Source organism: Ensifer sp. CCNWLY38 (genome assembly GCF_037120565.1).
GTDB lineage: Bacteria > Pseudomonadota > Alphaproteobacteria > Rhizobiales > Rhizobiaceae > Ensifer > Ensifer adhaerens_H.
The window spans coordinates 74425-99147 of the sequence record NZ_JBBBBO010000015.1; the positions used below are offsets into that span (position 1 = coordinate 74425).

The 24723-nt window shown below is 61.8% G+C and carries 18 protein-coding genes, 2 tRNA genes and 2 pseudogenes; 15 read left to right on the top strand and 7 right to left on the bottom strand.

Going from position 1 to position 24723, the window contains the following annotated elements; genetic code table 11:
* Positions 1–50 precede the first annotated feature (50 nt).
* The 11 genes and pseudogenes from V7S54_RS27530 to V7S54_RS27580 all read left to right on the top strand — a co-directional run bounded on the left by V7S54_RS27530 (position 51) and on the right by V7S54_RS27580 (position 12801).
* On the top strand, positions 51–374 hold the full coding sequence (locus V7S54_RS27530; RefSeq protein ID WP_336409410.1) for a hypothetical protein: 324 nt from the start codon (positions 51–53) through the stop codon (positions 372–374).
* Entirely contained in the window at positions 374–1453 is a 1080-nt protein-coding gene (locus V7S54_RS27535) for a CobW family GTP-binding protein (protein ID WP_336409411.1), read from the top strand. Before V7S54_RS27530 ends, V7S54_RS27535 begins: the two co-directional genes overlap by 1 nt.
* Complete coding sequence (locus V7S54_RS27540; protein ID WP_336409412.1) at positions 1450–2670, top strand: ABC transporter substrate-binding protein; 1221 nt, start codon at positions 1450–1452, stop codon at positions 2668–2670. Before V7S54_RS27535 ends, V7S54_RS27540 begins: the two co-directional genes overlap by 4 nt.
* A gap of 11 nt (positions 2671–2681) precedes the next feature.
* A complete protein-coding gene (locus tag V7S54_RS27545) occupies positions 2682–4061 on the top strand; it encodes an amidase (RefSeq protein ID WP_336409413.1) in 1380 nt (459 codons plus the stop codon).
* A gap of 217 nt (positions 4062–4278) precedes the next feature.
* A complete protein-coding gene (locus V7S54_RS27550) occupies positions 4279–5250 on the top strand; it encodes a helix-turn-helix domain-containing protein (protein WP_336409414.1) in 972 nt (323 codons plus the stop codon).
* 99 nt (positions 5251–5349) lie between these two features.
* Positions 5350–7389: a hydantoinase/oxoprolinase family protein gene (locus V7S54_RS27555; protein ID WP_336409415.1), complete on the top strand. Its 2040-nt coding sequence runs from the start codon at positions 5350–5352 to the stop codon at positions 7387–7389.
* Complete coding sequence (locus V7S54_RS27560) at positions 7382–9337, top strand: hydantoinase B/oxoprolinase family protein (protein ID WP_336409416.1); 1956 nt, start codon at positions 7382–7384, stop codon at positions 9335–9337. The genes V7S54_RS27555 and V7S54_RS27560 overlap by 8 nt, the downstream gene beginning before the upstream one ends.
* 54 nt (positions 9338–9391) lie before the next feature.
* Entirely contained in the window at positions 9392–9835 is a 444-nt protein-coding gene (locus V7S54_RS27565) for a GNAT family N-acetyltransferase (protein ID WP_336409417.1), read from the top strand.
* A gap of 21 nt (positions 9836–9856) precedes the next feature.
* Entirely contained in the window at positions 9857–11203 is a 1347-nt protein-coding gene (locus V7S54_RS27570) for an aspartate aminotransferase family protein (protein WP_336409418.1), read from the top strand.
* 456 nt (positions 11204–11659) lie between these two features.
* Positions 11660–11776: pseudogene (locus V7S54_RS27575) on the top strand (thermonuclease family protein); the annotation flags it as partial.
* An 86-nt stretch (positions 11777–11862) separates the two neighbouring features.
* Complete coding sequence (locus tag V7S54_RS27580; protein WP_336409419.1) at positions 11863–12801, top strand: fructose-1,6-bisphosphatase; 939 nt, start codon at positions 11863–11865, stop codon at positions 12799–12801.
* Positions 12802–12844: 43 nt separating this feature from the next.
* Here V7S54_RS27580 and V7S54_RS27585 read toward each other — a convergent pair whose 3' ends face one another.
* The 5 genes and pseudogenes from V7S54_RS27585 to phaC all read right to left on the bottom strand — a co-directional run bounded on the left by V7S54_RS27585 (position 12845) and on the right by phaC (position 18389).
* Positions 12845–14098: a site-specific integrase gene (locus V7S54_RS27585; protein WP_336409420.1), complete on the bottom strand. Its 1254-nt coding sequence runs from the start codon at positions 14096–14098 to the stop codon at positions 12845–12847.
* 189 nt (positions 14099–14287) lie between these two features.
* Positions 14288–14932: pseudogene (locus tag V7S54_RS27590) on the bottom strand (JAB domain-containing protein); the annotation flags it as partial.
* Positions 14929–15768: a type I methionyl aminopeptidase gene (gene map / locus V7S54_RS27595; protein WP_065376902.1), complete on the bottom strand. Its 840-nt coding sequence runs from the start codon at positions 15766–15768 to the stop codon at positions 14929–14931. The gene map and the pseudogene V7S54_RS27590, both read right to left, overlap by 4 nt.
* 31 nt (positions 15769–15799) lie before the next feature.
* Positions 15800–16519 carry a DNA/RNA nuclease SfsA gene (sfsA, locus tag V7S54_RS27600; protein ID WP_065376901.1) on the bottom strand — a complete coding sequence of 240 codons (720 nt, stop codon included), beginning with the start codon at positions 16517–16519 and terminating at the stop codon, positions 15800–15802.
* A 19-nt stretch (positions 16520–16538) separates the two neighbouring features.
* Positions 16539–18389: a poly(3-hydroxyalkanoate) polymerase subunit PhaC gene (phaC, locus tag V7S54_RS27605; RefSeq protein ID WP_065376900.1), complete on the bottom strand. Its 1851-nt coding sequence runs from the start codon at positions 18387–18389 to the stop codon at positions 16539–16541.
* Between the two features lie 108 nt (positions 18390–18497).
* Between phaC and V7S54_RS27610 the strand changes: the two genes are divergently transcribed.
* The 4 genes from V7S54_RS27610 (at position 18498) to recJ (ending at position 23601) form a co-directional block, all read left to right on the top strand.
* Positions 18498–18806 carry a hypothetical protein gene (locus V7S54_RS27610; protein WP_057255859.1) on the top strand — a complete coding sequence of 103 codons (309 nt, stop codon included), beginning with the start codon at positions 18498–18500 and terminating at the stop codon, positions 18804–18806.
* A 125-nt stretch (positions 18807–18931) separates the two neighbouring features.
* On the top strand, positions 18932–20149 hold the full coding sequence (locus V7S54_RS27615) for an LL-diaminopimelate aminotransferase (protein WP_057255861.1): 1218 nt from the start codon (positions 18932–18934) through the stop codon (positions 20147–20149).
* 89 nt (positions 20150–20238) lie between these two features.
* Complete coding sequence (locus V7S54_RS27620; RefSeq protein ID WP_058329925.1) at positions 20239–21561, top strand: homoserine dehydrogenase; 1323 nt, start codon at positions 20239–20241, stop codon at positions 21559–21561.
* 237 nt (positions 21562–21798) lie between these two features.
* Entirely contained in the window at positions 21799–23601 is a 1803-nt protein-coding gene (gene recJ, locus V7S54_RS27625; RefSeq protein WP_065376899.1) for a single-stranded-DNA-specific exonuclease RecJ, read from the top strand.
* 499 nt (positions 23602–24100) lie between these two features.
* Here recJ and V7S54_RS27630 read toward each other — a convergent pair.
* Positions 24101–24175: transfer RNA gene (locus V7S54_RS27630), tRNA-Glu, on the bottom strand.
* Positions 24176–24382: 207 nt separating this feature from the next.
* A tRNA-Glu gene (locus V7S54_RS27635) sits at positions 24383–24457 on the bottom strand.
* Positions 24458–24723 lie beyond the last annotated feature (266 nt).

The window sequence follows — 24723 nt, forward strand, 5'->3', positions numbered from 1 at the left end:
CTTGGGGGCGGCCTTGCCCGCCGCCCCCTCTTGCAGTTCGGACGGATATCATGTGCTCTCTTTGCGGCATCCTTGGCGGCAACGAACATTGGGCTGACGCCGTGGCCCGACCCGGCGTTTTCACCCGCAATGTCGAGCGGATCGACCGCCGGCGCGAGCGCGCCAATCGCGTGCGCATCGCCAACGCGATGCTCGCCCGCTTCGGCCTGTCACTTGCCGATTGGCAGGGGGCTTCCTTCGTGCTGTCGACGCGTACGGGAAAGAACGAGATCATCGAGGATCTCGGCCATTTGTGGCCGGCGGCCGAAAGGCTCTGTGGCCGTGTGTGCGATCCACTCGACCCGGCTTTTATTGCTGTGGCGGAGGGCGAGTGATGGCCGAAGGGGTACCATTGCTCACCCCCATCAACCTTTTGACCGGCTTCCTGGGGTCGGGTAAGACGACGCTGCTGTCGCGCCTGCTTGCCGACCCGGCGCTCAGCGACGCTGCGGTACTCATCAACGAATTCGGGGAAGTCGGCCTCGACCACCACCTCGTCGAGCGCATCGACGACACCATGGTGCTTCTGCAGTCCGGCTGTCTGTGCTGCACCGTTCGCGGCGAACTCGCCGACGCCATCAAGGATCTCCATTCCAAGCGCGAGCGTGGGTTGGTTCCGCCTTTCCGGCGCATCGTCGTCGAAAGCACGGGCCTCGCCGATCCGTTTCCGGTCCTTTCCACGATCAAGGCAGACCCGGTGCTGCGCCATCATTTCCGTCCGGGAAACGTCATCACCACGGTCGACGCGGTCAACGGGTTGACGCAGCTCGAGACCTATGTCGAATCCAACCGTCAGGCAGCGGTCGCCGATTGGCTGGTCGTCACAAAGTCGGATCTGGCTGATGTCGGCGTTGTGGCGGCGCTGTCGGTCAAACTGCGGATCATCAATCCGGACGCGCCGCTGGCGCTTGCCGCCGACCCGGCTATCGATCTTGCCGCTCTCATCGACGAGAGGCCGACGCTGCGTGCGAACGGCCTGCAGTCCGCCAGCGGTTTCTACTGCGATGGTCCGGCAGTGCTGACGACGGCTGACGGCACGGCACATGCGTCCGCCGTGACCTCTTTCGTAATGACGATGGAAAGGGCGGTGGACTGGACAGCCTTCGGCCTCTGGCTCACCATGCTGCTCAATCGCCACGGCGAACGCGTCTTGCGCGTGAAGGGTATCCTCAACATCGCCGGGGAAGAGCGGCCTGTCGCCATCCATGGCGTTCAGCATCTGGTACATACGCCGGTTCATATGGAACGCTGGCCCGACGACGATCGTCGCTCGCGGATCGTATTTATCGTTGACGGTCTCGATGTCGGACTGCTCAAACGGTCGTTCGAGGCATTCGCGCTCGATCGGACGCCCGCGCACGCAGCGGGTGTTGCCGAGGAACCCGTTTTACAGGAACGCCTTTCGTCCCCATGAGCAAGCACAAGTCCGATCAATCGATAGTTGCCACGCCCGCTCTGCATCTGGCCGGGCGGCCGAAGCTCAGGGTGCTCGGCACGGCGATTTCGCTGCTCGAGGAACTGCGGCTGCGTGCCGAAGCGGATCTCGGCATCGAGGTCGTGTTCGACAACAACGACTTCCTGACGACCCAGCACAAGGCGGCGCAAGAGCCGGACAGCTACGACATCTACGATCAGTGCTTCCACAACCTCGACATCGTCTGGTACTGGCGGGCGATCCAGCCGATCAGGATCGGGCGCATTGCGCTCTGGGACGAGATCAACGATCTGACGAAGACCGGGCATATCGGCCCCAATGCCCGGCTGGGGCAGGGGGATGCACCTGTCAAGAAGCTCTTCGTTCAGCCCAATCTCGAACTCGGCGATACCCCGTCCACGTCGATCTCCATGTTGCCAACGACCCACAACTTCGACAGTTTTGCCTATCGGTCTGATGTCGCGCCGAACTCTGTCGCGATGAACAGCTGGGCGGCGTTGCTGGACGAGCGCTGGGCCGGTCGCGCCGCGCTGGTCGACGAGCCGGCGATCGGCATCTTCGATGCGGCGCTCGCCGCCCAGGCGGCAGGCCTCATGAGCTTCGATAACATCGGTAGCATGAGCGTCGATGAGATCGATCGCCTGATCGGGCTCCTGGAGGAGCGCAAGAAGGATGGCTACTTCCGTGCCTTCTGGCGCACCGCAGAAGATGCGGCCCGTCTGATGCTCAAGGGTGAGACCGATATCCAGAGTATGTGGTCGACGGGCATCAACATCCTCAACGGTCAGGGCTTGCCGGTGGAACAGGCGGTGCCCGCGGAGGGCTACCGCGCCTGGCATGGGGGCCTTTGCCTCGCGCGCCATCTCTCCGGCCGAATGCTCGACGTCGCCTACGAGTATCTCAACTGGTGGATTTCCGGCTGGCCGGGTGCAGTCGTTGCCCGGCAGGGTTACTACATTTCGACCCCCGAACGATCACGCGCATTCATGTCCGCGGCGGAGTGGGATTATTGGTACGGCGGGCTGCCGGCAGCGGAAGATCTGCCGGGGCCTGACGGCACCATCCGCATCAAGGCGGGCTCGGTGCGCAGTGGCGGCTCCTACTGGCAGCGCGCCAACTGCATTGCCGTCTGGAACACCACCATGGACGAGCACAATTATCTGGTCCGCCGCTGGATGCAACTCGTGGAACGCTAAAGGAAGTCTCGATGACGCAGGATCTTGGCGGGCGCTCGATCGCGCAGCTCTCGGTGTTGTTGCAATCCGGCGCGCTCGACCCGCGCGCCCTTGCAGAGTGGACGCTCGGACGGATCCTGGATCATGCGGATCAGGCAATCTTTACGTCCGTCACGCCGGAGCGAGCCATTCGCGAGGCCGAGGCATCGCACGAACGGCTATCATCCGGCCGTTCGCTCGGCCCGCTCGACGGCATCCCCATCGCCTGGAAGGATCTCTTTGCGATCAAGGGACTGCCGACCACCGCCGGTTCAACGGTTCTGAAGAACCACCCGGCCGCAAGCGAGGACGCGGCCGTCGTCGCAGCACTTGCCAAGGCCGGCATCGTCAGTGTCGGGCGGGTCAACATGAGCGAGTTCGCCTTTTCCGGCCTCGGCCTCAATCCACACTACGGCACGCCGCGCAATCCGTGCTCGTGGGACGTCGAGCGCATACCTGGCGGCTCGTCCTCTGGCTCGGGTGTCGCAGTTGCTGCCGGCCTGGTGCCGGTCTCGATCGGCACCGACACGGGTGGCTCGATCCGCATCCCGGCGGCGCTGAACGGTATCGTCGGTTACAAGGCGACGCGCGGCCGCTATTCGATGCACGGCGTCTTCCCCCTGGCCAAGAGCCTCGATTCCCTTGGGCCGCTCTGCCGTACGGTGCAGGATGCCGTCTGGACGGACGCCGCGATGCGGGGTCTTCCCGCATCAGAGGTGCGCAGGGGGAGCCTCGAGGGGCTCTCGATCGTCGTGCCGAGCGATGTCGTGTTCGATGGTGCAGAAGACGGAGTCGTCTCGGCCTTCGAAGAGGCGCTGTTGCGGCTCGAACGGGCGGGCGCCCGGGTCCGGCGCCAGGCCTTCCCAGCTTTCACGCACATCTTCGAGATCATGGCCGCTCACGGCCCGCTGGTGACGGCCGAGGCGTTCGCCCTGCATCGCTCCAGGCTCGAAGGCGCGGACGCCGGGTCGATGGACAGGCGTGTTGTTGCGCGGGCGCGGCTTGGGGAGAAGATCGCGCTTTCCGACTACATCGCGGTTCTCGCCGCCCGCGAGCGGCTCATCGCCGAGGTCTCGGCGTCGATCGGCCCGAGCGAGATTATCGCCTATCCGACGGTCCCCCATGTGGCGCCTGCGACGGCGCCGCTCGAAGCGGATGATGCGCTGTTCGTGGAAATGAATGGCAGGACGCTGCGCAACACGTCGATTGGCAACTTCCTCGACTGGTGCGGCGTGTCGCTGCCCTGTGGCACTGGAGAAGCCGGCATGCCCGTCGGCCTTCTGCTTTCCGCTCTGCCGCACCACGATACGCATCTGCTCTCCGTGGCGCTGGCCGCCGAAAACGTGGTGCGCGCGGGGTATCGAGAGGTTTGAACTACGCCCAACGACAAGAGCGAGCGCGCTCTCAGACTAGCCGGGGCGCCAAAGCCGTAGTTAACTGACCCTCGATCCTTCGCGAAAGCCTCGCGCGCAAGACACGAAAGATGTCGCAAAATGAAGGCCAGCGGGATCGGAGAATGGCCGAGATCGGCCGCGCGCGGCACCAAGGAACAGCCGGGCGACGGGCCGTCGGACTTGATGGGAGCTTCGCATGGACGTGAGTTATTCCACGGAAGGCACCGCTGCGTTCGAGCGCAAGCGCTATTGGGACGAGGCCGTCTCAAGCACCTATTTCCCGCTCGACCTGCGTTTTCAGAATGCGCAGGAGTTTTCCGGTGAGCTCAATGTCTGGGATCTCGGGAATGTCTCGCTGTCGCGGCTGGAATCGGATGGGCTTCTCTATCGCCGACAAAAACGACATCTCCTGCATGAGCGTGAAGAGAGCTACCTGATCACTGTGCCGGAGAAGGCCGAGATCAGCTTCGAGCAGAGCGGCAAGGCAGTGACCTGCAAGCCGGGTGCCTTCCTCGTCGAGCGCAGTCATCTGCCCTATGAATTCAGCTACAGCGCGAAGAACACGCTCTGGGTACTCAAGGTGCCGATCGTCGCATTGCGCACCCGTGTAGGCCTGCCCGAGCGGATAGCCTCGTTGAGCTTCGATTCGACCCGAGGCACCGGCGCGCTGTTTGTTGACATGATCCGTCTTGTCGCACCGCGGCTTGTGGAGATGGACGCATCGGCCCGCGACATGACCGGCAAGCACCTTGTCGACATCCTAGCCATGTCGTTGACATCGGACGAGCGTATGCTGACGTCGGATGCGACGTCGGTACAGCTCGGCCACCTGCATCGTGTCGAAAGCTTCGTGCGCGCCAATCTCGCGAGAGGTGATCTCGGGCCGCAGACGATTGCCGACGCCTGCGGTATCTCGGTACGCTACTTGCATCAGCTCATGAAGCAGCAGGGGACGTCCGTCTGCCACTGGATCCGGCTTCAGCGGCTGTTGCGCTGTGACGAGATGCTTCGGGATCCCGCCTGCCGCAAGCTGGTCTCGGAGATCGCCTATGCATTGGGTTTCGGTGACCACGCCCAGCTCAGCCGCCATTACAAGGCGCATTTCGGTCTCAGCCCGACTGATGCGCGGGAGCGATACCTGACGGAGCGCCCGGCCGCGCTCGGCTGATCCCTCCACAAGCACCAACACTGTGACGCTTGCCAACGGCTGCTTCGGCCGACGGCGAAGCCTTGCCCGATTTCAACTTTTCGAGACAGGAGACGGAATTTGCAGAACCTTCGCGTAGCGGTCGATGTCGGCGGTACTTTCACCGACATCTGCATCATGGACGAGGCGACGGGCCTCATCCGCGTCGAGAAAACCTCGTCTTCAGTCGATCCGATCGACGGCATCATGTCGGGCGTGGAGAAGGCCGGCATCGATCTCGAAAAGGTGGCGCTGTTCTCGCACGGTACCACCGTTGCCACCAACGCTCTGATCACGCGGCGCCTGCCGCGCACGGCCATGGTTTCGACGAAAGGCTTCCGCGACGTCATCGAAATCCGGCGCGCCAACAAGGAAGACCTCTGGGACACCTACAAGGACGTCGTCCCGCCCTATGTTCCCAGGCGCGACCGGCTCGTGGTTTCGGAGCGTATCGACGCCCAGGGCGAGATCGTGACACCCCTGGACGAAGAGGAAGCCCGCGAAGTCGCCCGTATCCTCAAACGCCGCAAGGTCGCGGCCGTCGCGGTCTGCTTCATGAACGCCTTCATGAATGGCGAGAACGAGCGACGGATGAAGGAAATCCTGATGGAGGTCATGCCCGGCGTGCCGGTCTCGACCTCCTCGGAAGTACTGCCAGAGATCTTCGAGCATGAGCGCTTCTCGACAACGGTTGCCAATGCGGCTCTGAGCCCGGTCGTCGTCGATTACACCTCCAGGCTCGGCAAGCGCCTTGCAGCGGACGGATACCAACGCGACCTCCTGCTGCTCCACACCGGCGGCGGGGTGATGACGCCGAAGAGCGTCGAGGATTTTGCCGCCCGGCTCGCCGGCTCCGGCATCGCCGCCGGCGCGATTGCCAGCAAATACATCGCCGAACTCTGCGGCTTCAAGAATTCGATCGGGCTCGACATGGGCGGCACGTCGACAGACGTCTCGCTTGCCTATGACGGCCAATCGCGGGTGACGAAAGACTGGTTCATCGAATTCGGCTACCCGATCCGCTTCTCCTCGATCGAGGTTCTGACGATCGGTGCCGGCGGCGGATCGCTCGCCTGGACGGATGAGGCGGGATCGTTGCGCAACGGCCCGCAGTCGGCCGGCGCTAATCCGGGCCCGGCGTGCTACGGCAAGGGCAACCGGCAGCCGACCAATACCGACGCCAATGTGGTTCTCGGCCGCCTCGGCACCAGTCTCGCCGGCGGCAAGATCACGCTCGACGCGAGCCTCGCCGAAACAGCGGTCAATGAAGGCGTGGCGGAACCCTTCGGCCTTGGACTGCATGAGGCTGCCGACGCGATCATCCGCGTTGCCAATGCCAACATGTCCGACGCCGTCCGGCTGATCTCGATCAGCCGCGGCTATGATCCGCGTGATTTTGCTCTCGTCGCCTTCGGCGGCGCCGGCGCTCTTCACGGCGCGGCGATTGCGCGCGAGCTTTCGATCCCCGCGGTGATCGTGCCGCCCAATCCGGGCGTGACGTCGGCACTCGGCTGCCTGCTCGTCGACATGCAGCACGACTTCTCGGAAAGTTATTTGAAGGCAGCGGCGGATGCTGATCCCGCTGCGATCGAGGCGGCCTTCCTCCGCCTCGAAAAGGAGGCGCTCGATCGACTTGCCCATGAGGGTGTCGCCAAGAAGAACGTCGTACTCCAGCGCAGCATCGACATGATGTATCTCGGTCAATGGCGCTCGCTCGCCGTCGCCGCGCCTTCGGGCATGACGGAGATCGCATCGCTCGTTGAGGCGTTCCATCGCGAGCATGAGCGTGAATACAACTTCCGCCGCGACGAAACGCCGGTGAGCCTCTTCCGCATCAATCTGAAGGCGATCGGCGTGGTGCCCAAGGCGACGCTGGCGCGCCATGAACCGACGGGTATCGTGCCCGAGCCGAAGACGCGGCGAACGGTCTGGTTCGATGGCGAACGCGGCCTGGACACGCCGGTCTACGAGCGCGAGACCCTGCCGGCCGGGTTCGTTCTCGCGGGGCCCGCCATCGTCGAGCAGCTCGATTCCACGGTCGTCATCCCGCCGGAAACTCGCGCCGAAGTCGACCAGTACCTCAACATCATCATTCGCATCGAAGGTGAAAAGAATGTCTGAACAGCAGAGCCTTGACCCCGTAACCTTCGAGGTGCTGAAGAACTCCTTCATCACCAGCGTCGACCAGATGGCCGAGCAGATATTGCGGACCTGCTATTCCTTCGTCATCTACAACCGCGATTTTTCGAGCGCGCTGCACGATGCCGAGGGCAACTCGGCGGCGCAGGGAAACCAGGATATTGCGGTGCATGTCGGCACGCTGCATTTCACCTGCAAGGACGTCATTCGGGCCTTCGACGGTGACATGCATCCGGGCGATGTCTATGCGATCAACGACCCTTACGCGGGTGGCACGCATTTCAACGACGTCCGGCTGATCCGTCCGATCTTCGTCGATGGCCGGATCATCGCCTTCAGCCAGTCCAATGGCCACTGGTCGGACCTTGGCGGCAGCGTGCCGGGCTCCTTCGATGTGGCTGCGAAGGAAATGTTCAAGGAGGGCATGCGCATCACGCCGATCCGGCTCTTCGATCGCGGCCGCTTCTGCAAGGACGTCGCCAACCTCATCGCTTCGAACACGCGCGACCCGGCCTCGATCATCGGCGATATCCACGCCCAGGCACAGGCGACGCAGGTCTGCGAACGCGAAATCCTTCGGCTCGTCGGCAAATATGGTGAAGGCACAGTCCGTCAGGGCCTCGGCGCGGTGCAGGATTATGTCGAGCGCGCCATGCGCCAGCGCATTGCCGCTTTACCCGACGGGACTTGGGAAACGCAGGACTTCATCGATCGCGACCCCGCCGGCAAGGAAGGGCTGATCCCAATCAAGGTCAAACTGACGATCAAGGGTGACCGGGTGATCTATGATTTCACCGGCAGCCATCCGACGATCGGCTCCATCTACAACTCGGCATTCGGCGCGACCTTCTCGGCCGTTGCCGCCGGCATGAAGACCTTCTTCCCGGACCTGCCGCTCAACAGCGGCTTCTATCGCGTCTTCGAGATCATTGCCCCGGAAGGCTCGATCGTCGATGCGAAATGGCCGGTGGCGGTCACAGGGTTCCTTATGCCGTTCGAGAAGATCATGAATGCGATCTACGAGATCTGGTCGAAGATCATTCCGGAGCGGGCCATCGCCTGCGCCTTCAACCTCGAATATCTGCTGACCGGCGGGCGCGATGCCCGCGCGAAGGAAAAGCCGATCTTCATGTTCTATGACTGGCTGCCCGGCGGCTGGGGTGGGCGCAACGGCAAAGACGGCTGCAATGTCACGACCGCCTGTTTCGGCACGGGGCTGATGGCTCAGCCGGTAGAAGGACAGGAGAGGGCGAACCCGATCCTGACGACCGAATTCGAAGTCCTCAAGGATTCCGCCGGTCCGGGCAAATGGCGCGGCGGTGCCGGCGTGCTGAAGACGTCGCGCATGCTCGAGGCCGAAAGCACCGTGATTTCCTACATCTGCGACCGCGAACGGGCGATCGTCTGGGGTATCGAGGGTGGATTGCCGTCGATCCCGCACGGTCTGACGCTGACACGCGCGACTACCGGCGAAAAGGAATGGCTCGGCGCGACCTTCTCGGATGTGGCGATCGAGCCGGGCGATGTCTTTTCCCGCCCGACCGCCGGCGGCGGTGGCTTCGGCGATCCGCTGGAGCGCGATCCGAAGCGGGTGCTGGACGATGTGATCGACGACTACGTCTCGGTCGAGCGGGCGGCCAAGGACTATGGCGTCGTGATCCTGCCCATCGATCCGGAAATCTGCGCCTACGAGATCGACAAGGATGCAACCGTCGCCTTACGCCGGGAGATCCGGGCGGAGCGGAACGGTTGGCTGGCGGCCGATCCGGAAGATGTTTCCAAACGGTTCAAGGCAGGTGAGATCGATGCAATGGATGCCGTCCGCCGCTATGCCGTCATCCTCGACTGGGACACCGGTGAATTGCTACCGGTCTCCACCAAACAGTTTCGGGAGATGTATCGCAAGCGCTCGGCGGCTGCCTGGCAATAGGGACGAAAATGGCTGGTGGGTGGGCAGTTCGCCCGCCCTGGGTTGGGGGCAACTATGAGTGACATCACGATCGTCACTGCGGGCGATAGCGATCGGTCAGCGTGGAACGAGCTTCATGCGGGGTTTGCCGCCTTCTATGGCGTCCAGCAAACCGACGAAATGCGCGATCGGGTCTGGAGCTGGATCCGGGATGGCCAGCTCGAATGCCGCCTCGCGCTCGATGGCGCCGGCAACCCGATCGGCCTGACGCATTTTCGCGAATATGTCCGGCCCTTGTTTGCGGCACGCGGCGGCTTTCTCGACGATCTCTTCGTTGCGCCCGAGGCACGCGGGAGCGGTGCTGCCGCCGCTCTGATCCGCGCCGTCGCCGACATCGGACACGAACGTGGCTGGTCCTCCATCCGCTGGATCACGCGCGACAACAATTATCGTGCACGAACGCTCTATGACCGGGTCGCGTCACGCACCGATTGGATTACCTATGATATCACGCTCTGAGATTGCAGCAGGGAGACGCCGATGACCGCACAGCCAAATTCCACCGAAGCGCGGGACATGGCGTATCATCTCCATTCCTATACCAATCCCCGACGTCTGGAGCGCGATGGACCGATGGTGATCGAGCGCGGGGAGGGAATCCACGTCTTCGACAACAGCGGCAAGCGCTACATCGAGGGCATGGCGGGGCTTTGGAGCGTCGCCGTCGGCTTCGGCGAAAAGCGCCTCGTCGAGGCCGCGCGCAAGCAGTTGAGCCAGTTGCCCTACTATCACACCTTCTCGCAAAAATCGCACGGCCCGGTTGCCGATCTGGCGGAAAAGCTGGTGTCCCTGGCGCCGGTGCCGATGTCGAAGGTCTACTTCGCCAATTCCGGTTCGGAGGCGAACGACACGGCGATCAAGCTCGTTTGGTATCGTTCGAACGCGCTCGGCAAGCCCGAGAAAAAGAAGATCATCTCGCGGATCAAGGGCTATCATGGCGTGACGGCGCTAAGCGCCAGTCTGACCGGCCTGCCCAATAATCATCGTTCGTTCGATCTGCCGCTGCCGAACATCCTCCACACGACCTGCCCCCATTATCGAACCGGGGCGGAACCCGGCCAGAACGAACTCGCCTTTTCGCGCTGCTGTGCCGAGGAACTGGAGGCCATGATCCTCGAGGAGGGACCGGAGACGATCGCCGCCTTCATCGGCGAGCCGGTGATGGGCGCAGGCGGCGTCATCGTGCCGCCGGAAGGCTATTGGGCCGCCATCCAGGAAGTCCTCGACCGGTACGACATTCTGCTCATCGCCGACGAGGTAATCTGCGGGTTCGGCCGCACCGGCAACATGTTCGGTTCGGAAACCTTCGGCATCCGCCCCGATATCATGACGGTGTCCAAGCAGCTCTCCTCGTCTTATCAGCCGATCTCGGCGCTTATGATCAACGAGCGCGTCTACGAGCCAATCGCCTCCGAGGCGGACCGGATCGGCGTACTCGGTCACGGCTATACGGCAAGTGGCCATCCGGTCGCCGCCGCCGTTTCGGTGGAAAACCTGGCGATCATCGAGGAGCGCGACCTGGTTGGAAACGTGCGCCGGCTGGCCCCGCATTTTCTCGAGCGCCTCAACGCGCTGGAACGGCATCCGCTTGCGGTCGAGTCGCGCGGTGTCGGCCTGATCGGGGCCTTGGAACTCGAAGCTGCCGACGGCGCACCGACGGGAACTATGGGCGCCCGGGCGGCGGCCCTATTGCAGAAGAACGGGCTGATTTCCCGCAACATCGGAGACGCGATCGCTTTCTGCCCGCCGATGATCATCACAAGGGGGGAGATCAACGAGATGTTCGACATCGTCGAGCAGAGTCTCGGGGATCTCGCTGGAACTTAGGCACGCAAGTCACGCCCCTGAGGGGCGCCGCATCAGACCGCACGAGCGGCCTCGTAACGCGACAGATGAACGAAGGCAACCAGGCGGCGAGGCGCGCGTCACGCAACTGTCACGCGCAAAGCACATTAGAAACTGCTAAGACGTAGAGAGCCATGACGGTGTTCGAGTACGAAGATGCGCCGATACCTCTTTCACATTCATCTTCTTGGGATGGTCAATCGCGACCACATCGGAGCGTTTCATGCTAGCGACAGCCAGGCGGTTGCGCGCGGGAGATCGGTTGCGGACGGGATCGCAGAAAACGACAGGCACCGGAGCGTGATCGTAACAGTTGAAAGGGCAGGTGGCCCTGTTTTGGCGCGCGTAACCGCGACGAGGGCCATGCCACCCTGGCAGTCTGTAAGTTCGAAGTTCGAACATGCTTGGCGGGAACTGCCGGCTTGGATACCAGCCAATTCCCTTTCGGTCGATGATCGAGACGTTGGAGAGATCTTGATTTCCGAAGGGCTGACGGTTTCGTTCGTCTGCGGCGACACAAGTTGTCCGCCGACGCCGCGTCCGTGGTGCAGGTGAGAGTAGCGTACTAGTCAAGCAAATTGTTCGTCTACCGTTTTCGATCGGCACTTCATAACAGCCGCTGCGATCAAGAAGTTTTGCTCATGATCTCCCGCGCCTGCGCGACAATCGCTCACACCTTGCGAACCGCTCCGCTGGCAAGGCTCTCAGGGCTTGCAGGAAGCACGAATATTCAGGGGGAATCGCAGAAGCCGCTCGACCTGATTTCGAACGACATCTTCGTCAACGCCTGTCGCTCGTTGCCGCAAATCGCGATGGCGGTTTCGGAGGAGGAAGCGGACGCGATCCCGCTTTCTGCCAATGGTCATTACGCGGTGGTGTTCGATCCACTCGATGGTTCGTCAAATCTGGATGTGAATGTCACAGTCGGATCGATCTTCTCAGTCGTCTCCGCAACGACGATCGGAGAACTGTTGCCGGGTGGCCAGACCCAACACTTGGCTGGTTTCGCCTCCTACGGTCCGTCGACCGATCTAATTGTCGCGGCGAGGGGACGGGCCGCGCGCTTCACATTGGACGCGGCCGACATCTGGCAGCTGGTCGATGCGGATCTCCGCCTTCCTGACGGGTTCGCCGAAGTTGCCGTTAATCCAGCACGCAGCGACACTTGGGATGACGTCATTCGTGACTTCGTCAATAAGTCGTTTTCAGATGAGGGGGCGAGATACAATGCCAGATGGGTCGCTTCGCTCGTGGCTGAGGCGCAACGTATCCTCAGCCGCGGTGGATTATTCCTGTATCCAGCGGATTTAGCAGGACGGGGTCGTCTCCGCCTCCTTTACGAAGCACGCCCCATAGCAGCAATCGTCAAAGCCGCGGGCGGCAAATCCTCCACTGGTCGCATCCCCATCCTCGACGCCAACGCTAGTACAATTCATGATCGCGTACCTCTCATTTTCGGCGGAAAGTCTCAGATCGAAGAGATCGAGGCATTGATGCTCACGCGCATCTACCGACGCCTGCCATGCGAAGTCGCCGATTGGATCGTTCGTGCCGCAGTGAAATATGGCGAGGTGACGTGACGCTCCCGGTTCAATCAGGTTGAGAAGGAAAAGAGGCCGAGGCTCATGCAGCCTCTTCGAAAGCGGGCCTGCGCTTCTTCTTCGTCAAAAGCTCGCGGACGAATTTATCCCACCGGGCCATGGCGGCCCGTTTTTCGGGCATATAGTTCCAGCGGTCATAGCTCTTGGAGCTGACGTCTTGCAGCGTATGGTTTTGCAGACGATCTCGGATCTCCTTCGTCAGGCCGGCCTTGCCTGCGAGCGTCTTCCAGGTTCGCCGAAGATCTCGGTTCGTGACAACGGGAATGACTTCGCGATCACGCTGTCGCCACATGAACGAATAGAGTGTGCCGTGACTGACAGGCTTGGCTGGATCGGTCGCGGATGGAAAGAACCAGCCAAATTCATTCGGCTTGATAGATTCGATCAGCTCCGCCGCGACCTTCGGCACGGGGATGGCGTGAGGCTTTCCATTCTTGGTCTTTGACCAATCGATGATGCGCTCGTCCGCATCCCATTGGTCGACGTGCAGGCGAGCAATCTCCTCGACGCGCTGCCCTGTGAGCATGAGAATTCTGACTGCGCGAGTATAAGGTGGATGAACTGGCGCATCGGGGCATTCGAGCCAGCGGTAGAGACGGACGAACTCGTCCTCATCCAACCAGCGGGTGCCGACATTCTTCGGCTCGGTCGGAATCCCGGCGGCCGGATTATAGACGAGACGGAAACGACGCGCGGAGGTTGTCCGATAATCATGCTCCGACTTTAGGCCCCAGCTAAATGCCGACCGAATATAACTGCGGACGTGATCGGCCATGGAGCGTTTGCCGCGTTCATAGATGGGACGGATGAGATCACGGATTTCGTCGGGTTCGATATCTCGGGCGGGACGATTGCGTCCGAGAGTATCGGCGATCTTGTTCAGTCCCTTTTCAGCTTCTTTCCAGGATGGCTTGCCGGCGGCCTTGAGCGACGCGACATACGCTTCGAACAGGTCCGCGACGGTCCCGGGCCGGGTATCGCCGGCGATCTTGATGCTGCGCCCCTTCTGGATCATGTCGGCGTAGTCACGTTTGAACACCTCGCGCGCCTGACTGAGGCTCATCGAGGGATAAGAGCCGAGCTTCTTCTTGAGACGCTTTTGGTCCCGCCACTGCTGGGCCATCCAATCCGCAGTGACGCGGGTCGGCATTGGTTTCATGACCAGAACGAGACGACCGGTTCCATGACCCTCGCCATCGATGAGGCTTAGCTGCTTTCCGGTCTGCTCCACCTGTTTATGAGCTCGGCGTATTTCTCCATCGGTAAGGCTCGGCACTGGGCTCTCCCATGGGCTTTCTAGTGGGGTCGCCAGACGGGTTTATGGGGTCTGGGACTGGGGCCAAAAAGGGCTTAGATCCCTTTAAAACCGACCCCAATATGCCATGGTATCCGACTCTTCGACAAGCCAGAAAATCGTTATTCTTCAGTGTGATACAGCGTGATCCCGCGTGATAGAAATAGGCCGAGTGGGATGGTTATGGACGAGAATGATTGCGGTGGCGGAGAGTTCGAGTGCGCGTTTGACCACCTCGCGCGGATAAACAGGCGTGTGGTCGATCGTGCCGGTCTGCTGCACCTCGTCGGCGATCAGCGTGTTGCGCTTGTCGAGGAACAGGATCCGGAATTGTTCTTTGGTTTCGTAGGCCATTGCCGCGTGGCAATAATCGATGACGGCGCTCCAGGAGGAGAGAAGGTGCTTCTGGCGAAGCTCGCTCTTCAGGGTGCGATGGCCGATGGTGGAGATCAGCTTCAGGTCGAGGGCAACGGCTTCGCCGATGCCGTTCACCTCCTGCAATAGCGCAATCGGCGCGCCGAAGACGCCGGCAAGCGTCCCGAAACGGCTGATGAGAGCCTTGGCGATCGGCTTGGTATCCTTGCGCGGGATCAGCCGGAACAAGAGCATTTCCAGGATCTCGTAGTCCGCCAGCGCCGCGTCGCCGTGCTCGCGGTAACGCGCCCGCAGCCGATCGCGATGGCCGTGATAATGCGCTTCGGGCGCCGGCGCCTTCTTGGCCGCCGGTCCCCCGTCCAACTGCAGTTGCGGAAAAAACGTCCTCTCGTCCGCCGATGGCGCTTCGTCGCCTTCAGGGGAGATCGGACGCTTCTTCATGCAGCGCCGACGTTGTTGAGGCCCGGCTTGAACAGGCCGGCCGGTGACAGCGTGAAGATCTCGCACCCCTCGGCAGTCACGCCGACCGTGTGCTCGTACTGCGCCGAAAGCGACCGGTCGCGGGTAACGGCGGTCCAGCCATCCGAGAGCACCTTCACATGCGGGCGGCCGAGATTGATCATCGGCTCGATGGTGAAGATCATGCCCTCGCGCAATTCGGGGCCTTCGTTGGCGCGGCCGTAGTGCAGGATGTTCGGCGCGTCGTGGAAAAGCTTGCCGACGCCGTGGCCGCAGAAGTCGCGCACGACCGAGCAGCGTTCCGCTTCGGCATAGGTCTGGATCGCCTCGCCGATGGCACCAGTGCGAGCACCCGGGCGTACGGCGGCAATGCCGCGCATCAGGCTTTCATGGGTGACATCGAGCAGCCGCTCGGCCGCGCGCTTGATCTCGCCCACCGGGTACATGCGGCTCGAGTCGCCATGCCAGCCATCGACGACATAGGTGACGTCGATATTGACGATGTCGCCCTCGCGCAGCGGCTTGTCGTTGGGGATGCCATGACAGACGACGTGATTGATCGAGGTACAGGAGGACTTCGTGTAGCCGCGGTAGTTCAGCGTCGCGGGCAGGGCGCCATTGTCCATGCCGAACTCGAAAACGAAGCGGTCGATCTCGTCGGTGGTGACGCCCGGCTGAACGCGCGAAACCAGTTCGTCGAGGCAGCGCGCCGTCACCTGGCAGGCCTTGCGCATGGCCTCAAAATCTTCCGGTCCGTAGAGCCGGATAACGCCGGTGTTTTTGTAGGGGGCAGACCCTGCCTCGATGTAAGTCACCATTCCAAAGCTTTCATTTGTTCCAAGTCGGATTTCATAGAGCAGCGAGGGCGCCTTCGTCCACTGCCATCAATCCGGTCGGACGGATTTGCGTCGGCGATACCTGACATTTGATCGCATAGACCTCGACCCCACGCGCCATGGCGCGATCGAAGGCTTGCGCATAGGCCGGATCGAAATCGCGGCAGATTCTCAAACGATCGCAGTCGCCGCGCTGCACGAGATAGATCATGACCGCGCGGTGACCGGCGTCGACCATGTCGCCGAGTTCGTCGAGATGTTTGGCGCCGCGTGCCGTCGGGCTATCCGGAAACTCCGCAAGACCGGACGTGCGACTGAAATGCACGTTCTTCACCTCGACATAGGCGAGGCCTCGATCGGGGTCGCTGAGCAGGATATCGATCCGCGAATTGCGGCCATATCTCTGTTCCCGCGCGAAGCCTTGGTATGTGTACAGATCGGAAACGAGGCCCAGCCGAATGGCTTCTTCAGCGAGCCGGTTTGGCAAACCGGTATTGATTCCGACCAGCGTGCCGTCCGCTTCGACGATTTCGAGCATGTGACGGTATTTCCGTGTCGGGCTGTCGTGTTCCGACATCCAGATGCGCGAGCCGGGCGTCGTCAGGCCCCGCATCGAGCCCGTATTCGGGCAGGATCCGGTCATGGCGGTACCGTCGGGCTGGATCGCATCGAAGAGAAAGCGCTTGTAGCGCTGCACGAGGGTTGCCTGTGCGAGCGGCGGATCGAAGATCAAGACATGTCCTGCAACTGTTTCATGCTCGGGCGCGAACGTACGAGCCCGGCGCTTCCTCGAGCGAATTCAGCGGGCCGCCGGGCTTGCGGGCGGGAACGCGTCTCTTGTCGAGCTTCTCGATCCATTGGTGCCAATGCGGCCACCAGGATCCCGGCGTTTCCTTCGCAGCCTTGAACCAATCGTCAAACTCGCCCTTGGGCGGGCCGCCGGTCCAGAACTGATACTTGCCCTTGTCCGGCGGGTTGACGACCCCGGCAATGTGACCGGAGCCGGAAAGCACGTAGGTGACCTTGCCGCCGAAGGAAGAACTACCGAGGAAAACTGAGCGCGGCGGGGCGATGTGGTCTTCCTTGGTGGCGAGATTGTAGATCGGGATTTTCACGTCGCTGAGCGACACCTGCCGGCCTGCCAGCATCATCTCGCCCTTCGAGAGTTTGTTCTCGAGATAGCAATTGCGCAGATAGAAGGAGTGGTTGGCGGCCGGCATCCTTGTCGAATCGGAATTCCAGTAGAGCAGATCGAAGGGCAGGGGATCCTGCCCCTTGAGGTAGTTGTTGACGAAGTAAGGCCAGATCAGCTCGGAAGCGCGCAGCATGTTGAAGGCGGTCGCCATCTTCGAGCCGTCGAGATAGCCGGTCACACTCATGTTCTGTTCGATCTGGCGAATCTGGTCCTCGTCGACGAAGACCTTGAGGTCGCCCGCATGGGTGAAATCGACCTGGGTGGTAAAGAGGGTCGCGGAGCGGATGCGATCGTCGCCTTCGGCGGCATGCAGCGCGAGGGTCGCCGCAAGCAAGGTACCGCCGACGCAATAGCCGATGGCATCGACTTCGCGCTCGCTGGTCGCCTGCTCGACGATATCGAGCGCAAAGCCGATGCCTTCGCGGGCATAGGCCTCCCAGTCCTTGGTCGCATGCCTTTCGTCGGGGTTTACCCAAGAGATCACGAACACCGTGTGCCCTTGGTCAACGGCCCATTTGATGAAGGACTTCTGCGGGTTGAGATCGAGAACGTAGAACTTGTTGATCCACGGCGGGCAGATCAGCAACGGTCGCTTCAGCACCGTCTCCGTCGTCGCTTCATACTGCAGCACCTGGCAGACGTCGCTTTGGGCGATGACCTTGCCTGGCGTGATCGCGATATTCTCGCCGATCGCGAACTTGCTGGTATCCGTCTGCCGCAGTTTGAGGTCGCCGCGGCCGGCGGCGACATCCTCGGCGAACATCTGCATGCCCTTGACGAGGTTGGCGCCGTTCGATGCGACGGTTTCGCGATAGAGTTGTGGATTGGTGGTGACGAAGTTCGTGGGCGAGAGCGCGCTCGAAACCTGGCGGACGTAGAAAGCCGCCTTGTGCTTGGTGTGATCGTCGAGCCCTTCGGCGTCCTCTACCATGCGCTCGGCCCAATCCGACGTGACGAAATAGGCCTGTCGGATGAAATCGAAGAACGGGTTCTTCACCCAATCCTCGTCGGTAAAGCGCTTGTCAGTGCGCTGGACAGCGGCAGGCTCCGGCATTCCGACGTCGCCGGACATGCGATGGAGCGTCCGCGACCAGATCTCGAAGAAGCTGCCCATCAGGTGCGTCTGCGCTTCAAGCGTGCGCCGGGGATCGGAAAGCCAGTACTCGGAGACCTTGGAGAGCGTTTTCACCATGTCGGTGACGGGTTCGGAGAAGACGTCCGATTTCTGTCCCGATTCACGCGGCGCCAGCCAGGCGGAGGCCGCCTTGCCGAGTTGCTCCATGGCGCGGGCGAGGTTGACGGCGAGGCTTTCCGGGTCCTTGACGATATAAGGTTCGACGGATTTGGGATCGAATCCCGTGAAGCCGTCCTTGCCAGCGGTGCCTTCCGCATTCCTCTCTGCTGTCACCCGGCGTCCTCCACAGCATCTTGTTTGTTTTGTATTTTTACATTCTGCCCGAAAATGATTACAAGGGCTAGCGCATCGTCGCGTGTCAAAACAGAGGTCGTCTTCAGTATGCTTGCCGTCGGAAAACAGCGTTCCATCACCTGGCTTGCCGGGATCGTTCTGCTAGGTACGCTTGCAGGCTGCAACAGTCAGAAGACCAACTTTGAGAACTATCCTTCGGTCTATGGCCAGAAGCCGGCCGCAACGACGCAGATGACCAATGAGGAGGCGGCCGACATGCAGGCGCGCCTGACGTCGCTTGGCGCTGCGCGCAAGTCCGGCGCGATCTCGGAGGCCGAATATCAGCGTCGTCTGAAAGAAATGCGTGCACTCGCCGAACAGCACGGTACCGATACGCTGAAAGAGATCCAGAATTAGCGCTTGCCTTTCCGGTGATTTGGACGCAAAGCGTTCAATGGCCGCATGGACGGCCGTTCACCACAGCGCACGGTTTCCCAAGGCTTGAGCCGCTGGCGGGAGCGTGCGCCAAATGAGGTTTGGAGATGGAAGAGTTTCACAAAGTCCGGCGTTTGCCGCCCTATGTTTTCGAACAGGTCAACCGTTTGAAAGCAAGCGCGCGAGCGGCCGGTGCTGACATCATCGACCTCGGCATGGGCAATCCGGATCTTCCCACTCCGCAGTCGATTGTCGACAAGCTCTGCGAGGCCGTTCAGGACCCGCGCACGCATCGTTATTCGTCGTCGAAGGGCATTCCCGGGCTGCGTCGTGCCCAGGCCGCCTATTACGCCCGTCGCTTCGGCGTCAAGTTGAACCCAGATACGCAGGTCGTCGCCACCCTTGGCTCCAAGGAAGGCTTCGCCAACATGGCGCAGGCGATCACAGCGCCCGGCGACGTGATCCTGTGCCCCAACCCGACCTATCCGATCCATGCCTTCGGCTTCCTGATGGCGGGCGGCGTTATCCGTTCGATCTCGGTCGAACCCGACGAAACGTTCTTCGGGCCGCTGGAACGCGCCGTGCGGCACTCGATCCCGAAGCCGCTGGCGCTGATCCTCAACTATCCGTCGAACCCGACGGCGCAGGTGGCAACGCTCGACTTCTACAAGGACGTAATCGCGTTCGCGAAGAAGCACGACATCATCGTGCTTTCCGATCTCGCCTATTCGGAAATCTACTTCAACGATGCACCACCGCCGTCTGTTCTGGAAGTTCCGGGCGCGATCGACTGCACCGTCGAGTTCACCTCGATGTCGAAGACCTTCTCGATGCCGGGCTGGCGCATGGGCTTTGCCGTCGGCAACGAGCGGCTGATCGCGGCACTGACGCGGGTGAAGTCCTACCTCGACTATGGTGCGTTCACGCCGATCCAGGTTGCCGCCACACAGGCGCTCAACGGTGACGGCAGCGACATCGCCGAAGTCCGCAACATCTACAAGCGCCGTCGCGATGTGATGGTCGAAAGCTTCGGCAAGGCCGGCTTCGACGTGCCGCCGCCGGCAGCCACGATGTTTGCCTGGGCGAAGATCCCGGAAAAGTTCCGTCATCTCGGCTCGCTCGAGTTCTCGAAGCTCCTGGTCGAGAAGGCTGATGTGGCAGTTGCTCCGGGCATCGGCTTTGGCGAGCAGGGAGACGACTACGTGCGTCTCGCTCTCGTCGAGAACGAACACCGCATTCGCCAGGCGGCGCGCAACATCAAGAAATTCCTGTCGACTGCCGACGAGACGATGCACAACGTCATCTCGCTCAACGCACACAGGTGATTAAGACGGGAGGCGCGCTACGTGTGCGCCTCCTTCCACACCGGCACCGCGGTTCTCGCGGCTCGCCCTCTACATGTTAGGAAATGGCTATGGCAGATGCCCTCAAAATCGGCATTGCGGGCTTGGGTACCGTCGGTGCCTCGCTCGTGCGAATCCTCCAGGATCGTCACGAGATGCTTGCGACAACGTGCGGGCGGGCAATCGAGACCACGGCCGTAACCGCGCGCGACCGCAACAGGGATCGCGGCGTCGATCTTTCGAAGGCCACCTGGTTCGAAGATGCCGTTTCGCTGGCGCGGGACGCCGATATCGACGTCTTCGTCGAGCTGATGGGCGGCTCGGGCGATCCGGCCTATTCGGCCGTCAAGGCGGCGCTTGAGCGCGGCATTCATGTCGTGACCGCAAACAAGGCGCTGCTTGCTGCCCATGGCATCGAGCTCGCCAAGATCGCCGAGGAGAAGGGCGCGCTGCTCAATTACGAAGCGGCCGTTGCCGGCGGTATCCCGGTTATCAAGGCTCTGCGCGAGTCCATGACCGGCAACACGATCTCGCGCGTTTACGGGATCATGAACGGCACCTGCAACTACATCCTGACGAAGATGGAGAAGGAAGAGCTTTCCTTCGAAGCCTGCCTCAAGGAAGCGCAGCGCCTCGGCTATGCCGAAGCGGATCCCGCCTTCGACATCGAGGGCAACGACACGGCGCACAAGCTGTCGATCCTCACGAGCCTTGCCTTCGGAACGGCGATTGCGGCCGACGATATCTATCTCGAAGGCATCACCAACATCTCGATCGACGACATCCATGCGGCAGCCGATCTCGGTTACCGGATCAAGCTTCTGGGCGTCGCACAGCGCACCGACAGCGGCATCGAGCAGCGTGTCCACCCGACGATGGTGCCCTATGATTCCGTCATCGCGCAGGTCGACGGCGTGACCAATGCGGTCGCGATCGAATCCGACATTCTCGGCGAATTGCTGATGGTCGGCCCCGGTGCCGGCGGCAATGCAACCGCCTCGGCGGTTCTCGGCGATATCGCCGACATTGCGAAGAGCCGTCCCGGCGCCCAGCACGTTCCGGCCTTCGGCCGTCCGACCAATGCGCTGCTTCCCTACAAGCGCGCACAGATCCAGAGCCACGAGGGCGGCTACTTCATCCGCCTGAAGGTCGTCGACCGCACCGGCGTTTTCGCCAGCATCGCCACCCGCATGGCGGACAACGGCATCTCGCTGGAATCGATCATGCAGCACTCCAAGCAACTCATGGAAGGCGGCGAGCCGCAGACGATCATCCTGGTCACCCATGCGACCTCGGAGCATTCCGTTCGCGATGCCATCAAGGCGATCAAGGGCGAGGGCTATCTCGTCGGCGAACCGCAGGTCATCCGTATCGAGCGCCCGAAGGCGAACTGAGGACGGCATAGACCTCAGGCCGCTAGGCACGGCGGAGCGTAGCGCTGGATTGGCGCCGATAGAATGGAAGCCTCGCCGTGCAAGCATGCCGGCGAGGCTTTCCTATTTGGGCAGCGCAGGAGGTTGGTGCCGAAAAGGGACCGCGGAACGTGGATCTCTGTGTATGCCGTTCCAAAAACGGTCACGATTTTCGGGGTTATGCGCTAAGAAACGTTAAGCGCAGGCGGGTGGACGAGCATGGAAGAATTGGTGGATCCGGTACAGCGGGCCTTTCTCGGCGTCGAGCAGTCGATCAGCGGTCAGCGCTGGGTGTCGCGTCTCGATCAGGCCGGCCAGAACCGGGCGCTCGCCATCAGCCAGGTCCACGGCTATTCCGATCTGCTCGGTCGCGTGCTTGCCGGCCGCGGTGTCGTGCTTGACGACGCGGCGAGCTTCCTCGATCCGACGCTGCGGTCGCTGATGCCGGATCCGGATACGCTCACTGATTGTCGCAAGGCCGCCGATCGCCTTGCGGCGGCCATCAAGCGGCGCGAAAAGGTCGTGGTCTTCGGCGATTACGACGTCGACGGTGCCGCCTCGTCCGCACTGATGGCGCGCTTCCTCCGTCATTTCGGCATCGATGCGGAGATCTATATTCCCGATCGGATATTCGAGGGCTACGGGCCGAATCCCGCGGCCATCGAACAACTGATCGACAACGGCGCCGGACTTATCGTGACCGTCGACTGCGGCTCGACGAGCCATGAAGCGCTCGCGGTGGCGGCGAAACGCGGCATCGATGTGGTCGTCGTCGACCACCACCAGGTTGGCTCAGCGCTGCCGGCCTGTCATGCGCTCGTCAATCCCAACCGGGAGGACGATCTTTCGGGGCAGGGACATCTCTGCGCCGCCGGCGTCGTCTATCTCGTTCTCGTCAACACGCTGCGCGTTCTCCGCAATGCCGGCGATGGCCGCGTTGCATCCTTCGATCTGCTGGCCCAGCTCGATCTGGTGGCACTGGCGACTGTGTGCGATGTCGTGCCGCTCAAGGGGCTCAATCGGGCCTATGTCGTCAAGGGACTGATTGCCGCGCGGCACATGGGAAATGTTGGGCTCGCGGCGCTGCTGAGGAAAGCAGCGATCGGTGGCCCGGTCACGCCCTATCACCTGGGATTTCTGGTGGGGCCACGAATCAATGCCGGTGGCCGCATCGGCGACGCTGCGCTCGGCAGTCGCCTTCTGGCGATGGACGATGCCGGAGCGGCGGAAAAGATCGCTGCGCAGCTTGATGAACTCAACCGCGAACGCCAGGCCATGGAAGCCGCCATGCTGGCCGAGGCCGAGGCCGAGGTTCTGGCGGAATACGGCACCGGCGAGGGCGCCTCGGTGATCGTTACGGCGCGCGAAAACTGGCACCCCGGCATCGTCGGGCTGCTCGCCGCCCGCATCAAGGAAAAATTCCGCCGGCCGACCTTTGCCATCGCCTTCGATCCGAATGGGCGCGGCACCGGCTCTGGCCGTTCGATCAATGGCTTTGACATGGGCAAGATGGTCCGGGCCGCCGTCGATGGGGGCCTGCTGGTCAAAGGCGGCGGTCATGCGATGGCCGCCGGCCTTACGGTGGAGCGCGCGAAGCTCGGCAAGCTCCGGCAATTCTTCGAGGAGCGTGCGGAGACGGCGGTGCGTGACCTCGTCGCCATCCAGACGCTCAAGGTCGATGGTGCGCTCGCCGCCTCCGGCGCGACGCTGGAGCTCATCGATCTCCTGGAACAGGCCGGCCCCTACGGCTCGGCGCACCCGCAACCCGTCTTTGCGTTCCCGCAGCATCGGCTGCGCGACAGCCGGCAGGTGGGCGCCAACCACATCAAGGTGACGCTGGAGGGCCAGGACGGCAGCCGGCTCGACGGGATTGCGTTCCGGGCAACGGAGACGCCACTCGGCGATTTCCTGCTCGCGAGCCGCGGCACGTCCATTCATGTGGCAGGTTCGGTCTCGGCGGACCTTTGGCAAGGCCAGCGCCGCGTGCAGCTACGCGTCACCGATGCGGCGAGGGCGGTTTGATACGCGCGTTCGCGCCGACACGGTGTCTGGCGCGTTGGTGATTGGCGTTGCCTCAACCATCTATGCACTATCATTGATTTCAGGGCGATGACCGAGACAAGCACCCATTGCACCCATGGTTGCAGGGGTGGTAGCGTGGACGCTCCAACGAGGCGCTAGGGGGAGTTCGTTGCTGACGATCAAAGCCAGATTGGCAATAATACTGGCTGTTCTAGTGCTTGTGCCAACAGCTTGGTCGTACCTGGAAAATAATGATCCCTGCACAACCTAGCGCTGTGTGTGGATCGCCGGTTTCGGGTTTTTGGCCGTATTTGCGGCGCTTGGACTTTTCGCGCTGTATCACGTCCTGATAATCCTCGAAGGGCTCTGGATGTCGTTTCTGCACCGCCATGACTAGGCATTGACCGTTTTGGCTCGTTCAGTGTTTTCGGCCACGTGACGTGCACAAAGCCGTTGAGAACGTTGGTTGGCGCTCGCTTCTATTTGATTTTGCGGATCTTGGCACGCCCAACGGGACTCGAACCCGTGTTGCCGCCGTGAGAGGGCGGCGTCCTAACCGCTAGACGATGGGCGCCCATGCTTCTGACTGTGGACTTGCAACGCAGTCTTGCGACCGTGAGCAAGTTCATCTGCGGATATTATGCTTTTTCAGCGCAAACGACGACATAAATCCAACGGCATCGCTCCGGCGACAGGGTCGCGAGATTCGATCGAAAGTGAGCCGCAAGCGCAAGTTCGCTGCGTAGCTATATTGGAAATGTGGGGGAGAAATTCAACACAGTGGCACGCCCTAGGGGAGTCGAACCCCTCTTCCCAGAATGAAAATCTGGTGTCCTAACCGATAGACGAAGGGCGCACTCGCTGTGTGGGCGCCTTATAGCCAGCGACTCTGGATACCGCAAGCGTCAATCTCAGGTTTTTTGTGCTTTTCCTGTTAAAAACGGCGAGAAAAATTCGGCGCCTGAAGGCCGGAATCGGAGACGTGTTCGAGACGGGAAACTGCCGTTTCAGATAAGGAAAATATCGATTTTCGTGGGGGAGGAGATCAACACAGTGGCACGCCCTAGGGGAGTCGAACCCCTCTTCCCAGAATGAAAATCTGGTGTCCTAACCGATAGACGA

What these genes read in the sequence shown, in the direction of transcription:
- recJ (WP_065376899.1), top strand. Translation starts at nt 21,799, where the DNA reads ATGGAAGAATTGGTGGATCCGGTACAGCGGGCCTTTCTCGGCGTCGAG.
- V7S54_RS27620 (WP_058329925.1), top strand. Translation starts at nt 20,239, where the DNA reads ATGGCAGATGCCCTCAAAATCGGCATTGCGGGCTTGGGTACCGTCGGT.
- V7S54_RS27560 (WP_336409416.1), top strand. Translation starts at nt 7,382, where the DNA reads ATGTCTGAACAGCAGAGCCTTGACCCCGTAACCTTCGAGGTGCTGAAG.
- V7S54_RS27580 (WP_336409419.1), top strand. Translation starts at nt 11,863, where the DNA reads ATGATCTCCCGCGCCTGCGCGACAATCGCTCACACCTTGCGAACCGCT.
- V7S54_RS27530 (WP_336409410.1), top strand. Translation starts at nt 51, where the DNA reads ATGTGCTCTCTTTGCGGCATCCTTGGCGGCAACGAACATTGGGCTGAC.
- V7S54_RS27570 (WP_336409418.1), top strand. Translation starts at nt 9,857, where the DNA reads ATGACCGCACAGCCAAATTCCACCGAAGCGCGGGACATGGCGTATCAT.
- V7S54_RS27545 (WP_336409413.1), top strand. Translation starts at nt 2,682, where the DNA reads ATGACGCAGGATCTTGGCGGGCGCTCGATCGCGCAGCTCTCGGTGTTG.
- V7S54_RS27565 (WP_336409417.1), top strand. Translation starts at nt 9,392, where the DNA reads ATGAGTGACATCACGATCGTCACTGCGGGCGATAGCGATCGGTCAGCG.
- V7S54_RS27535 (WP_336409411.1), top strand. Translation starts at nt 374, where the DNA reads ATGGCCGAAGGGGTACCATTGCTCACCCCCATCAACCTTTTGACCGGC.
- V7S54_RS27615 (WP_057255861.1), top strand. Translation starts at nt 18,932, where the DNA reads ATGGAAGAGTTTCACAAAGTCCGGCGTTTGCCGCCCTATGTTTTCGAA.
- V7S54_RS27540 (WP_336409412.1), top strand. Translation starts at nt 1,450, where the DNA reads ATGAGCAAGCACAAGTCCGATCAATCGATAGTTGCCACGCCCGCTCTG.
- map (WP_065376902.1), bottom strand. Translation starts at nt 15,768, where the DNA reads ATGGTGACTTACATCGAGGCAGGGTCTGCCCCCTACAAAAACACCGGC.
- V7S54_RS27550 (WP_336409414.1), top strand. Translation starts at nt 4,279, where the DNA reads ATGGACGTGAGTTATTCCACGGAAGGCACCGCTGCGTTCGAGCGCAAG.
- V7S54_RS27610 (WP_057255859.1), top strand. Translation starts at nt 18,498, where the DNA reads ATGCTTGCCGTCGGAAAACAGCGTTCCATCACCTGGCTTGCCGGGATC.